This is a genomic window from Planococcus sp. S3-L1, assembly GCF_030063085.1.
GTDB classification, from domain to species: domain Bacteria; phylum Bacillota; class Bacilli; order Bacillales_A; family Planococcaceae; genus Planococcus; species Planococcus kocurii.
This window is the reverse complement of record NZ_JASISN010000008.1, coordinates 55,565-67,420: the sequence shown is the minus strand read 5'-3', so window position 1 is coordinate 67,420 and position 11,856 is coordinate 55,565. Positions and strand designations below refer to the sequence as shown.

Here is an 11,856-nt window from a genome sequence, read left to right as displayed (position 1 = left end):
AAACGAAATAATGAACAAGAAAACCAGATACTAAAATGCACTGAACCCTAAGCTTAAGGTTCAGTGCGTTTTTAATGTCACGATCATGTAGTTGCAAGTCCGTCATACTCACCTATTTTGTGTTCTGATATTGAACCTCCAACTTCATTATGAGAATTATTATACGTATGCGCAACATTGTCGCCATTATAATCTAATGTATCAAAAATTGGATCGCCCTCTGTAGTTCTTGGAACAATACAAATTTTATCTTCTTTTTCATTTGTAAGATTTCGGGTAAATGCTCTGAATTTATCCGAATTAACGATGAGTTCTCCTTGCTCGAACACCATGTCGCTATCCTAACAGGATTACAGGAACTTTAGAATAGGGCCAATAAAATGAAAGACAAAACTTTTCGCAACACGTAACCCGCTTACATAGGGACAGCCTGAACTTATAAAGTTCATTTTGTAAACAGTATAAAATAAAGATGGGTTATAATGGAAAAAGTTCTGTGTTAAGATAGATTCAAAGAGATGAATTTACTCTGTGGAGGTGTCAACATGAAACTCGTAATCGAAGAACTAAACAAATCCTTTAACAACAAACATGTGTTAAAAGGCATCAACTTAACGATTAACTCAGGACAGATTTTTGGTTATTTAGGAAGAAACGGTGCTGGAAAAACGACATCGATGCGAATTTTGATGGATGTGTTTGAGGCGGATACCGGTTCGATTACAATAGACGGCAACACATTCAAGCCGACCGATTATCGCATTGGCTATTTGCCTGAAGAACGCGGCATGTACTCGAAATTCAAAGTAAAAGATCAGTTGATTTATTTTGCGGAGTTGCGCGGGGCAAACAAAAAAGATGCCGAGCATTCCATGAAAAAATGGGCAGAAGAATTTGGCATTGCGATTTATTTAGACCAAAAACTCGAGACGCTGTCTAAAGGGAACCAACAAAAAGTGCAAATTACGCAAGCGTTTATTTGCGAACCGGATATTTTGATATTGGATGAGCCATTTTCTGGGCTGGATCCGGTAAATTCAAAAATTTTCCAAGATTCGTTATTAAATTACATTCGTGAAGATCGCATCATTATTTTTTCTTCCCATCAAATGGGGTACATCGAGTCGTTTTGCGATGACATAGCCATTATCAACAACGGCAAGATTGTATTAGGTGGAGATTTAAACGACATTCGAAAACGAATGGGCAAAGGCAAGCTGCGCTTACGGTTTGCAGACCAAGACAACTTGAGTTTTCTGTCAGGCTATGACTACACCCTTGAAAAACAAGACATTATTTTAACGCTTCAACCAAACGAAACGAAACGCTCGTTTGTTGAAGACCTATTTAGCCAAGGGATAGAACTCACAATGTTTATGGATTACTTACCAAGTCTTCAAGAAATTTTTATTGAGAAAACAGGTGATCAAAATGAAAAAGCTTAAAACCGTTTTTACGTTTGAATTCCTTGGCATGATACGAAAGAAAAGCTTGCTCATTACCACGGCCATCATGTGCATCATTACACTGCTCATCACCACCATTCCGAGCTTCATGATTTGGTTTGGAAGTGACGAAGAAGAAGACACCGCGAAAAACGAAGAATTTGTCGTCGTTTATGCAAATAAAGAAATTAAAGACGCCGTCAGTCCGGTGTTCGGAAAAGAAAGCTACGCAACTGAAGACGAATTGAGAAAAGCTGTACAAAACGAAGAAGAAACAGCCGGGTTTGTCGTAAAAGATTACGACAGCTACACCTATATCTCTTTTGACAGCACGACGGATTCGACCGAACAACTGGTTTTTGAATCGCGGTTAAAGCAACTGAACGAAACGCGTTTGTTTGAAGAAAAAGGCATCGACAGTCAAGAAGTCCGTGAAATTTTAGCACAACCAATCGAACAAGAAACGGTGTTTCTCGGAAAGGATGCCCAGTCAGGCACCGCCATTGCGTTTGCAGTGATGATCACGATGTACATGCTCATTCTGCTTTACGGGGCGAACGTCGCGACATCCGTAGCGAGAGAAAAAGATTCCCGTACAATGGAGTTGCTCATTACCTCAAGTAATCCCCGAACCCTCATTCTTGGGAAAGTAGGAGCCGTTGGGTTGACTGGAATGCTGCAAGTCGCTGCTATCCTATTATTTGGGGTCATTGGATTTATGGTAAACAAAGAAAATTACCCGCAGTTTGTGTTAGACCTGGTGCAAGGATCAATGACAGCGGACGTATTGCTCGTGTACATCTTGTTCTCCGTAATGGGGTATATTTTATACTTGTTTATTTACGCCGCATTAGGCAGCTTGGTGTCCAAAGTAGAAGATGTTAACTCATCCGTAACACCAATTACGTTCTTGTTTATTTTGGCGTACTTTGCCGCCACATTTGCGATGAACGCACCTGATAACGCAGTCGTAAAAGTCACTTCGTTTATCCCATTTATCTCACTATTTACGATGCCGATTCGGTATATGCTGACCAGTGTGCCGATGACTTCTCTGCTCATTTCAAGTGTGATTATGGTGGGGACCGTCGTCTTGTTCGCCGCGTTATCGATTCATATTTACAAATTCGGTTCCTTGAATTACGGCAACCGCCTCAAGTTCAAAGACGTCGTCAAATCGTTCAAAAAATAAAAAAAATCTTGCGAAAGCAAGGTTTTTTTTATGGACAAATGAATTTCATGCCTTCGTGGCTTGCGATAAATCCTAATCGTGCATAAAAACGATGAGCATCCTTCCGTTTTTTATCTGTGGTTAACTGAACGAGTCCGCAATGTTCGGCTTTGGCAATGGCCATTGCTTCTTTAAACAAAGCTTCGCCAATTTGGGTTCCACGCTGATTTTGAGCAACACGCACACCTTCAATTTGGGCGCGTTTCATGCCTTGCCTTGCTAGACCCGGAATAATCGTCAGCTGAAGACAGCCAATAATTGAAGCTCCTTCAACAGCTAACAGGAGCTGGTTTCCAACTTGAGCTTCTATCGCGTTAAACGCTTCGATGTAAGAGTCTGGCAAAGGAGTTTCATACCGTTCACGCGTAGTACCCAATTCGTCATCTGCTAGAAGCTGAACAATGTTAGGTAGGTCCTCTATAACAGCTTTTCGGAAAATCATTCGAAATTCACTCCTTTTTTATTTGACGACTTTACGATTGCTAGCTGGATGATTTTTCTTGTAATTTAAAATCATGAGTGGCATGCCAAGTATGGCTGCAATCAAAACCGGTACAAATCGGTTGTTTAGCAGGCAGTAAAGAAGTACGATGGCGTAAATTGTCATAATTAGCGAGTGGTAGGCGTAATATTTTTTCAATTCTAGTCCTCCTGTTCTATATCCATCCTTGATCCAAAGTAAAGCTCGAGGTAGCCGTCAGGACGAAGACCTGTTCATCCGAGTAACCAAAAAAGCGCTGACGATAAAATAATAAATAGCCAAAATAGCTAGCGCGTCTGTTGCGACAACGAGTAACTCACCATTTCGAATGACAAATCGCCACAGCAACGAACTGAACAGAAATAGTACGGGAAACAAAATGAAGTAACCTACGAAAACCAATTTTGGGTGGTTCATGCGCATTCACTCCTATGGCCTCAACACTAGCTGGAGATGAACCAACACTCAAGCTTTAAGATTTTTCCATTTTCACGTCATCAAAAGCCTTATGCACAACGCGGGCGTACAGAAACTTCGCAGGGTACAACGCTAGAATAATAGCGACTACTTGAATGACGGTCTTGCTCCATCCCGTCATGTGCAACAGATCCAAGATTAAAAAATTAGCGAGCAGAATAAGCCCAAACACAACGGCAACAGCAATCGCCAATGCGAATGAAAGCTGCAGCCAGTGAGAAGACGACAACTTTCCAAGTTTTTTAATGCTGCCATCGCGAACAGAAAAAGAAAGATGAGCTAAGGGAAGCAACAACAAAAACCAGCTCGAATAACCAAAACCAATCCACGAAACCGCGATTGCGAAAAGAAGTCCCCATCCCATCAAGTTCCATGCTTTTTTGTTCATGTGTCTGTTCCTCCTTGGTAAAAATTCAAAATGTCTATAACCTTATTACGAATCAGCTGCGCATTCGTTTCATTGTTTCAAGCAAAATGCCTAGGGCTAAAAAAATAGACTTATTCTCTGGAGTTTTTCTAAAATGTACGCACAGAAATAGCAGGGAAGTGATACAATGAGAACGTGCGTTCCTTTCGGTAAGGAAGGAACCTGACCAGAACGTGTATGTAACAAAAGGAGAGTGTGCCCATGAAAACTACAGGAATCGTAAGAAACACAGACTCACTTGGACGCATCGTCATTCCGAAAGAACTGAGAAGCGGAATGGAAATGAGCGTTGGAGATCCCGTGGAGATTTTAGTAGAAGAAGATGTGATTGTGTTGAGAAAATACCAACCCGCCGGTGCTTGTTTGGTAACAGGTGAGGTATTAGCGGAAAACAAAGAATTTGCGCCAGGGCTCACCTTAAGTCTGACAGGCGCGCGCATTCTCTTGCAAGAGCTGCAAAACAAGAAAGCGAATCTTGGATCAACAAAGAAGGCATGACCGAAATCGTTAAATACATGGGAAGTGAATGAAGAAAAGACTGTCAGAGCATCAAAACCCGGCAGTCTTTTTCTAATGGAATGATTTATCCCGATTTTTGCGTTTCTCCGTATGTTACGAATAAAGTTAGTAAAAATGCAAAAAAAGATTAACAAACTTCTCCCTAACACATGTGGAAGTTTGCGAAGGTAAAATGATGAACAGCAAAATGCAAGTAACCAAAAATGTATAAAATGCAGGATTGGATGAGTAAATGAGGAAATAAAACGACCCACCGTGATTCGCATTGTGAAGAGGCATGGTGGGTTCTGTAAGCTTCACTATATAAAAGTGGCTACTCTTGGATCTTCTCAACTCGATCGGCGTGACAACGCAGCCAAGCTGATCGACTTTCCTCATAATACAGGTACTCTTCATCATAAGACTTCTTCATTTCTGTAATCATCATACTCTTACTCATTCTACTTATCATGAAGCAACGCGTCCAATTTATGAACCGCTTGGAAGAGGTTATAGTCCGAGGAGAAACCAATTGATATAAAGATTTTCACGGCGGTCATTCCAGTCAAATGCTTACTGTGGAATATGAAAAACAGGTGCAGCCTATTGAAGCGCATGCACCTGTCTTCTTATTCGTAGATATCTTTTCGATGTCTAACATCGATAATGGTAATAATGATCTTTTCGTCTTCGATCAACGCTAGAATACGGTAATCACCAACCCGATAACGCCACTTGCCTTTGTGGTTTGCAACCAATGCCTTGCCCTGTATTCGTGGATCGTCGGTATCCTTCAAGTTCTTTTCAATCCAGCCAATCAGGAGAGAGGCCTGGTACCGGTCCATCTTTTTTAATTTCTTCAACGCGACATCTGAGAAATGAACTGCATACATGGTTGGTTATAAACCCAATTCTTTTTTGACGTCATCCAAGGAATGGGTTGTTTCCATAGTGGCAAGGAGCCGGTCAAAGTTTTCGACATCCAGTTCATCTTCAATCTTCTCGATGATGGCATTCCGCATCAAATCCGAAACAGATGTGTTTTTCAGTTTGGCGTAGTCGCGGATGAGTTTGCTGTCGCGGTCATCCACACGCAAAGAAATAGTGGCCATGAATAAAACCCCCCTTTTGCTCTTTGTAATACATTGTATTACATTTTGTTTTGTTTGTAAAATGATAGATTTTGAATTCTTGTATACAGCGATTCTCGTTGAAGTTCAATACATATACGCAGTTTGATAGAGAAAATAGAGGAATATGAATATCTATTAAAAGGTCCTTGAGCGAGTTTTGATTAATTCATCCAATAATAAAACTTCTCGAAATCTGTAGAGAAAATAACTCGCTTATATTATGAAACAAATTAAAGTCATTAAGTAAATTATAACTACGACACAAAAACTAATGAGAATGCTTGGATTGTAGATAGTAGAACTATAGAATATCTCTATAGATTGTATAAAAGCGGTATACTAATGGAAAGTAGTACTAAAAGGAAGTTAAGTAAGGAAAGGAGGATGAAATGACTTAAATAATTAGACAATTTAAGTCATTTTAGCTATAATACATATGACAGAAATTTATTTTTCAAGAACTATCGACAATCAGCAACAAGTATTACCTTTCATTGAAAAGCTGGCAGAAGAGGATACAGATCTTGGAGTATTGATTTATCAGGGATTTGCGGATCTCGCAGAAGCGCCAGAAACAATGTTTCCACTAGGTGAAACAAAGCCTTATCGGATAAAACGCACTTTTCGTGGTCGCGAAGTAGATGTGGAGTTAGTAAAACGTCTTTCGGAACCTCGGATTTTTGAAATGAAGGCTGATAATGGAGCTGAATTTCATCGGTTTATTTACTTTCCTTATTATTATAAAGCAGAGCCTTGTTATGTATTTGTTTACGGATTTACGAAAGTCCACGGAAAACCAGATATGACAAATTTTTATATGCAAAGAGCAAAACAATTATATAATCATGTCAAACGGACGAAGCGAGAAAAAGACTTCTTTGAGGGGTGAGAAAAATGGCAACTTTAAATGATTTGAGAAACCGTCTGATACAGAATACGGCAATAAAAGAAGCATTAGAAAGCGCTGAATACAGTCGGAGTCGAAACGTCTTTAAAAGACGTATGGAATTAGGGCTTTCCCAAATAGAACTTGCTGATAAAGCAGATGTTACTCAGAAAACCATCAGCCGGATTGAAGGTGGCGACCAAGGGATACGTCCAAGTACAATTATAAAAGTATATACAGCATTGAATCTAAAGGAAGATGGGACTCCCCTTGCTAAAGAGTATGTTGTACATCATTAAAACAGTAAGGTAGGGTTTTGAAAGTGAAATTTGCATGTAAGAAAACAGAAAGGCTACTACAGTAGCCTTTTTTGTTTTATCTCCCTCAAAAATAAAATTATTATATAAGTACAGCCAATAGAGGATTGTCGATACTGATTTTCCGAGTAAAACCTTTCCTTTGAATTCACTTATTCCATCGAAATTTTTGTACTAAAACTGTCTCCACCACAACCTTAACTAAAAAGCTTTTCTCACAGACCATCCTAAATACGCGCCTTCATATTTCTTCGAATACAAAGACATAAGCTCAGTTTGGTAATCAATAACGGCCAAAGCGTCTGTTTTGGTTACTTTTAAATGGCTACACGCACAATTTTTCGTATCGACAAAAAGAGTGAAACCAGTTTCAGATAGTTCATTGATACACTCATCTGTCTTGTCATTCGGTATGACAAGCGTATGGGTGATGTGACAGGTATTGTCCTGAAATAAATCAATGTTCGTTTCTTTTACTTGTAGCTGGTCGGCTTTAATTCTCTTCTCTTTCTCATCAGTAGTTTCAACGTAAGTGTATAATCCTTCTTCAAAAGCATAATCTATTTCAATCCGGTTATAGTCTAAAATCCACTTTCTGAACTTATGATATAGGGGGGCAAGCGTATCCTTATTTAAGCCGAAAACGTCACATCCACGATCGTCATACATGTGAAATACGATGTCTTTTTCTGTGTTCATAAAGTATACAGATTCGCCAATAGAAGGATCTCGACCTTGCTCATAATTCCCAATGCCTTTCAGTATTTCTCGGTAGTTAATAGAGGCTAATTTTGCATAGACAATTTTCACGTTGAATTCATTTTTTAGTTCTATCGTGTTGCCTGTTAACTCGTCAACATCCTCATCGATATCGTACAAAATGTCCTCTTCAATCCTTTGGGTGCTTAGTAAATCAGTAAGATACGTTGGCGTGTTATTTCCAAACATACTATCTTCTGTCCCACCGTAATCTTTGATGTAAAGATAAATAAAATCGTCCGGCTTGAATACCTCTTCGAACAAGCTAGTCACTCTTGTCGTAACTTGATCGATTCTTTCGTCAGTTCCATTTTCATGCGGACTGCCTAGATCAAACCTTACATACAACTCACTCGTTAAGTCTGGGAAATTGCTTTCTAGGTACTTCAATAAGGTCTCTTTCATTCGTATTCCTTTCTTAAATGGATTCTGTCCTAAATTTGAATTAATACTATTTATTTTTGTTTTTCAGTTCTAACAGAATAGGCGTTATATTCAATAAAATCGATAGGATGGTTAACATCCACAACGCGCCTGCCATTATCGGAACCACATCTAGTAAAGCAGACCAATCTTCCGCCTCTACCCAGCTCGACACCATACTATAATCCGCGACCACAGTTAACGCTGTAAAAGATAAGCCCATGGCCATCGCCAATTTATAATCTTTGCCTGTTGCATACATAGCAAGATTTATACAAGTTGCTGTTATTGCGATAACGCCTAGTAGAAACCACATAGCTATCCCTCCATTTACGCGAAACATGATTAGTAAGTAAGACAGAATGAGCAGGCAATTAGTTTCTTAATACAAATGGAAATTTACTTAAATATGCAGTCTTGAAAAAACTTGAAAAAATAAGTTCCTTTTTTAGTTCTCCTCTCCATATTCTGAATCCTCCTACGTCATATAAAAAAGAGGGGATGGATTGCAGATGTGGATGCAAAAACTCACTTGCTTGCTTCCATAACTGCAAAGTAATTATGTTCACTGTCCGCAAAGTTGAATACTCTGCCAGTAGGCATTTCCACTATTTTTCCGGTAGTAACGCCTTGATTTGTTAAGTCGGTATATAATTTATCGAGATTTCCGGTTGAGAACATTAAAGAGGGTGTACCTAGATTTAGTTCCGGAGACATCTTAGCAATTCCTTTTTTATCGTGTAAAATAATACTTGTCTCTGAGTCCTTCGATGGAGCAATTTCGATCCATCTCATGCCATGAGTAGTTTCTTCCGCAATAATACTGAAGCCTACTTTTTTTGTCCAAAAACGTATTGCTTTATCTTGATCGTTTACATAAAGCATAATTTGACCGATTTTGTTAATCATTAAGGTTTCTCCTCCTTCTTTTTTTAAGTTTACCCATTTTAGTTATCAATTGATAAGTATTTCAATGAACCTAGGCGACCAGTAGTAAATACCGTTTTTGTTAGGTGGAAAAGCAAGGGAATTAGGAAATGCATAGGAAAAGTGAAACGACTCTAGGCAAAGATAAAAGTTAAAAGAATGTGCAACATAATGGGATGCGTTTATAGGAACTATACGATAAAGCTATGAAAAAGAAGATTATGATGGAACTGGCGCGCTGGGGTTCAGTATAATCGTCTAGTCTGAAAGGAAATGAAAAATGAGTATAGAAGTCATTGTACAAAATGAACAGGAAGCAATCCAAGCAGAAAAAATGGGAGCAGCTAGACTAGAACTTGTCTCCTCCATCGATGAGGGAGGGTTAACACCGAGCTTTGAAACCATCAAGCAAGTGTTGAACAGTGTGACGGTACCGGTTCAAGTAATGATACGTCCTCACAGTCGAGATTTTTTTTATAGCGATTCAGAAATGAACACAATCATCGAAGATGTCAAAAATGTGTTGAATTTGGGTGGTCACGGAATTGTATTTGGAGCTTTAACAAAGGATTACGCAATAGATGAACAAGCACTAGAAAAAGTCATTGCGGTGTCTGATCAGCTCGATATCACATTCCACCGCGCTTTTGATGAAATTGACGATCAGCTGTATGCATATAGGGCATTAGCGAACTACAAAAAACAAGTGAAACGAATTTTAACATCTGGTGGTCATGTGGATTGTTTGAGAGGCAAGAACCAGTTAAGAAAGTTAGTCGAGTTATCAAAAGAGATGGAAGGCCCGTCTATTCTGTGTGGTGGGGGATTAACGCCGACGAATATAGAAGAAATCCATCAAACTGTGAGGGCTAGCGAGTATCATTTGGGGAGCGGCGTCCGAAAAAATGGTTCTTATGCAGAAGGGTTTGACAAAGAAGTAATGCAGCAAGTCACAGAAATGAAGGCTTAGCACAGAACATCCACCAGAAGAACGGATGAAAAAAGGATAGATCCGAAGATAAGGGCCAATATCCAGGAGTTTACGGATGATTTTGCTGTAAGTATAAGGTCTTTGCAAGCGTTTCTCATCAATGACCCTAGCGAGCAGTTAAAGCTCTGCTTCCTTACTTCTTCGGAAGCACCACAAGCTAAATTAAAAAATGTAGAAAGCCGTAGTCAAAAACAACCATGTTTTGACTACGGCTTTCTACATTTTTATCGCAATTTATAGCTATCCCAAATGTTAGTGGCAATACAGTTCTGTGACTTTTTCTTTGAGTAAGGGCTTCGAAAGTCGCATATCAATAAAATAGGGCAGCTGCCATTGCTGTGTTTTTATCGCTTGTTTGCTAGTGGGATGATCCCAGCTTGGGTAGACCCGCATGGCCATTTTTCCTTTGGTGACACTAGATTTAAGAATGGCCTGTTTAAGAAGAACTTTTTTCGGAAAGACAAATTGACCAAAATCATGGCCGTTTTTAAATACGGTTACCACCAATAAATCCGGTGCTTCGTCGTACAAGTAAGGTTGGTTTTCATTGTTTTCGTCTTTTTCCCAAAAAGCGACAAACTGCCCTGTTTTTTTGGGTGTGACATTCGCTACGCGGAATCGAATGGTTCTAGAGGATAGTTGAAATGTACCTGCACCATACATCGCGTTTTGTTTTTCTTCTTGAATCGACGTTACCACCAAATTATAGGGTTTATACAGTGTGTTAGTTAAATAGGTTAATGCTGTATAAAAATCATTCATGCTACAACTCCTGAAATTCATAGTGATAAAAATAGAAAATGGCTGATATTGTTCTCCCGCCAATTTCTTACACTTATTTCGATTTGTTTTTACCAAGTTTCTCATTGCCATGTTTGAAGTTGCCAGTAATTTTAGCCAATAATAATTGTACTTCTGTAATATTGTTTTCAACTTTACTGATTTTAGCTATGAGACGCTCAGCTTCTTTGTCTCTTATCATTTTAATTTGTTTCCCTTCAAAGAAAATGGCTACCGTTCCTTTTTTCCTTACTTCAAAGGCAAAAGGTTCTTCGCTCAATCTCTTTCGCTTGTCTATTTCACCCACTATCCTACCTCCCTTCCACTTTCATCTAGCTCATTTGTTGCAGAGTACCCTTTCCTGAATCTCACGTTGAGTAATCTCGGACGATTATACCTCTGAATTAAATAGAAGTGAATATGAATAAAAAATAAAGAATGAAACAAATAAAAGCCATTAGTAAATACGCACTTGGGTTAACTACTAGACAAAGAAAATCCAATACAGCAGTAGTTAGGTGCCCAAATTCAGCATAATAGGTTTGCATAATTAGTGTATGTAGATAGTCGGAGGTTAGCTTGGTTTTTAAGTTTTTTAGCGTGGCATTCATCGTCGGCAATTTATCTTGCCATTTTTTAATTAGGATTGATTTGGATGGTCTACTTTCGAATGCTTTGAAATTGTTTTGGAAAGTTTCTTTAGGCAATATGTGACGCTGTAGTTGAGTATCACCCAAAATGAGGATCATCTAGATGGTAACTGACAAATGTTCACCCCCTAATTAAACTTCAGCATATTTTACTAGAAAGATGACCCGTTTGGTTAAGGCGCGTGGTGCTTACTTACTTCTGAGGCATAGTAAACGTCACTGCAGCATCAGGACTTTCTTCGATTTTCGCAAATAGTTCACTAAGAATTTCGATGGCTCTTTCATTGGATTCATATTTCCCAATCGTTTTATTCCATTGATCTAAAAAGCTGTTTTCGACAAAACCTTGAATGTATTTTCCTTTTACCGAAACATCTTTTACATTCATCAGGCTCTGTTTGTTTTGTGAAAGTATCCATAACATAAAACTC

The 11,856-nt window shown here is 38.9% G+C and carries 20 protein-coding genes; 6 read left to right on the top strand and 14 right to left on the bottom strand.

Annotated elements, in window-relative coordinates; translation table 11 throughout:
- Window positions 1-83: 83 nt before the first annotated feature.
- A complete protein-coding gene (locus tag QMF37_RS09685) occupies window positions 84-332 on the bottom strand; it encodes a DUF4362 domain-containing protein (protein WP_071152817.1) in 249 nt (82 codons plus the stop codon).
- A gap of 213 nt (window positions 333-545) precedes the next feature.
- On the opposite strand from QMF37_RS09685, the gene QMF37_RS09680 reads away from it, so the two are divergent.
- Entirely contained in the window at window positions 546-1,445 is a 900-nt protein-coding gene (locus QMF37_RS09680; RefSeq protein WP_071152816.1) for an ABC transporter ATP-binding protein, read from the top strand.
- On the top strand, window positions 1,432-2,637 hold the full coding sequence (locus QMF37_RS09675; protein WP_071152815.1) for an ABC transporter permease: 1,206 nt from the start codon (window positions 1,432-1,434) through the stop codon (window positions 2,635-2,637). Before QMF37_RS09680 ends, QMF37_RS09675 begins: the two co-directional genes overlap by 14 nt.
- A gap of 28 nt (window positions 2,638-2,665) precedes the next feature.
- Here the strand turns inward: QMF37_RS09675 and QMF37_RS09670 are convergent, their stop codons facing one another.
- Genes QMF37_RS09670 through QMF37_RS09655 form a run of 4 tightly spaced genes read right to left on the bottom strand, consistent with a single transcriptional unit; the run spans window position 2,666 to window position 4,022 of the window.
- Complete coding sequence (locus QMF37_RS09670) at window positions 2,666-3,118, bottom strand: GNAT family N-acetyltransferase (protein ID WP_071152814.1); 453 nt, start codon at window positions 3,116-3,118, stop codon at window positions 2,666-2,668.
- 18 nt (window positions 3,119-3,136) lie between these two features.
- The gene (locus tag QMF37_RS09665; protein ID WP_071152813.1) at window positions 3,137-3,316 is read right to left on the bottom strand and encodes a hypothetical protein; all 180 of its coding nucleotides are present in this window, start codon (window positions 3,314-3,316) and stop codon (window positions 3,137-3,139) included.
- 57 nt (window positions 3,317-3,373) lie between these two features.
- Window positions 3,374-3,574 carry a hypothetical protein gene (locus QMF37_RS09660; protein WP_071152812.1) on the bottom strand — a complete coding sequence of 67 codons (201 nt, stop codon included), beginning with the start codon at window positions 3,572-3,574 and terminating at the stop codon, window positions 3,374-3,376.
- 55 nt (window positions 3,575-3,629) lie between these two features.
- Window positions 3,630-4,022, bottom strand: a complete 393-nt coding sequence (locus QMF37_RS09655) for a disulfide bond formation protein DsbD (protein ID WP_071152811.1) — start codon at window positions 4,020-4,022, stop codon at window positions 3,630-3,632.
- A 240-nt stretch (window positions 4,023-4,262) separates the two neighbouring features.
- Between QMF37_RS09655 and QMF37_RS09650 the strand changes: the two genes are divergently transcribed.
- Window positions 4,263-4,559, top strand: coding sequence for an AbrB/MazE/SpoVT family DNA-binding domain-containing protein (locus QMF37_RS09650; protein ID WP_071152810.1), 297 nt, complete (start codon window positions 4,263-4,265; stop codon window positions 4,557-4,559).
- Between the two features lie 629 nt (window positions 4,560-5,188).
- Here QMF37_RS09650 and QMF37_RS09640 read toward each other — a convergent pair.
- The gene (locus tag QMF37_RS09640) at window positions 5,189-5,452 is read right to left on the bottom strand and encodes a type II toxin-antitoxin system RelE family toxin (protein WP_071152809.1); all 264 of its coding nucleotides are present in this window, start codon (window positions 5,450-5,452) and stop codon (window positions 5,189-5,191) included.
- Window positions 5,453-5,458: 6 nt separating this feature from the next.
- A complete protein-coding gene (relB, locus tag QMF37_RS09635) occupies window positions 5,459-5,671 on the bottom strand; it encodes a type II toxin-antitoxin system RelB family antitoxin (protein ID WP_071152808.1) in 213 nt (70 codons plus the stop codon).
- A gap of 457 nt (window positions 5,672-6,128) precedes the next feature.
- Between relB and QMF37_RS09630 the strand changes: the two genes are divergently transcribed.
- Window positions 6,129-6,581, top strand: coding sequence for a hypothetical protein (locus tag QMF37_RS09630; RefSeq protein ID WP_071152807.1), 453 nt, complete (start codon window positions 6,129-6,131; stop codon window positions 6,579-6,581).
- A gap of 5 nt (window positions 6,582-6,586) precedes the next feature.
- Window positions 6,587-6,877, top strand: a complete 291-nt coding sequence (locus tag QMF37_RS09625) for a helix-turn-helix domain-containing protein (protein WP_071152806.1) — start codon at window positions 6,587-6,589, stop codon at window positions 6,875-6,877.
- A gap of 219 nt (window positions 6,878-7,096) precedes the next feature.
- Here QMF37_RS09625 and QMF37_RS09620 read toward each other — a convergent pair whose 3' ends face one another.
- The 3 genes from QMF37_RS09620 to QMF37_RS09610 all read right to left on the bottom strand — a co-directional run bounded on the left by QMF37_RS09620 (window position 7,097) and on the right by QMF37_RS09610 (window position 8,986).
- Window positions 7,097-8,059 carry a DUF3885 domain-containing protein gene (locus QMF37_RS09620; protein WP_071152805.1) on the bottom strand — a complete coding sequence of 321 codons (963 nt, stop codon included), beginning with the start codon at window positions 8,057-8,059 and terminating at the stop codon, window positions 7,097-7,099.
- Window positions 8,060-8,105: 46 nt separating this feature from the next.
- Window positions 8,106-8,393: a hypothetical protein gene (locus QMF37_RS09615; protein ID WP_071152804.1), complete on the bottom strand. Its 288-nt coding sequence runs from the start codon at window positions 8,391-8,393 to the stop codon at window positions 8,106-8,108.
- A 212-nt stretch (window positions 8,394-8,605) separates the two neighbouring features.
- On the bottom strand, window positions 8,606-8,986 hold the full coding sequence (locus tag QMF37_RS09610; RefSeq protein ID WP_071152803.1) for a VOC family protein: 381 nt from the start codon (window positions 8,984-8,986) through the stop codon (window positions 8,606-8,608).
- Window positions 8,987-9,284: 298 nt separating this feature from the next.
- Here QMF37_RS09610 and QMF37_RS09605 point away from each other — a divergent pair, with 298 nt between their 5' ends.
- Window positions 9,285-9,974: a copper homeostasis protein CutC gene (locus tag QMF37_RS09605; RefSeq protein ID WP_071152802.1), complete on the top strand. Its 690-nt coding sequence runs from the start codon at window positions 9,285-9,287 to the stop codon at window positions 9,972-9,974.
- A 273-nt stretch (window positions 9,975-10,247) separates the two neighbouring features.
- On the opposite strand, the gene QMF37_RS09600 is transcribed toward QMF37_RS09605, so the two are convergent.
- From QMF37_RS09600 to QMF37_RS09590, 4 genes are all read right to left on the bottom strand, one after another.
- A complete protein-coding gene (locus QMF37_RS09600) occupies window positions 10,248-10,757 on the bottom strand; it encodes a MepB family protein (RefSeq protein WP_071152801.1) in 510 nt (169 codons plus the stop codon).
- A 73-nt stretch (window positions 10,758-10,830) separates the two neighbouring features.
- Window positions 10,831-11,082 carry a hypothetical protein gene (locus QMF37_RS09595; RefSeq protein WP_071152800.1) on the bottom strand — a complete coding sequence of 84 codons (252 nt, stop codon included), beginning with the start codon at window positions 11,080-11,082 and terminating at the stop codon, window positions 10,831-10,833.
- A 97-nt stretch (window positions 11,083-11,179) separates the two neighbouring features.
- Window positions 11,180-11,524 (bottom strand): glycosyl-4,4'-diaponeurosporenoate acyltransferase CrtO family protein, encoded by a 345-nt coding sequence (locus QMF37_RS18275; RefSeq protein ID WP_481861823.1) that lies wholly within the window; start codon window positions 11,522-11,524, stop codon window positions 11,180-11,182.
- Window positions 11,525-11,618: 94 nt separating this feature from the next.
- Window positions 11,619-11,849 (bottom strand): hypothetical protein, encoded by a 231-nt coding sequence (locus QMF37_RS09590; RefSeq protein ID WP_071152799.1) that lies wholly within the window; start codon window positions 11,847-11,849, stop codon window positions 11,619-11,621.
- Between the last annotated feature and the right edge of the window lie 7 nt (window positions 11,850-11,856).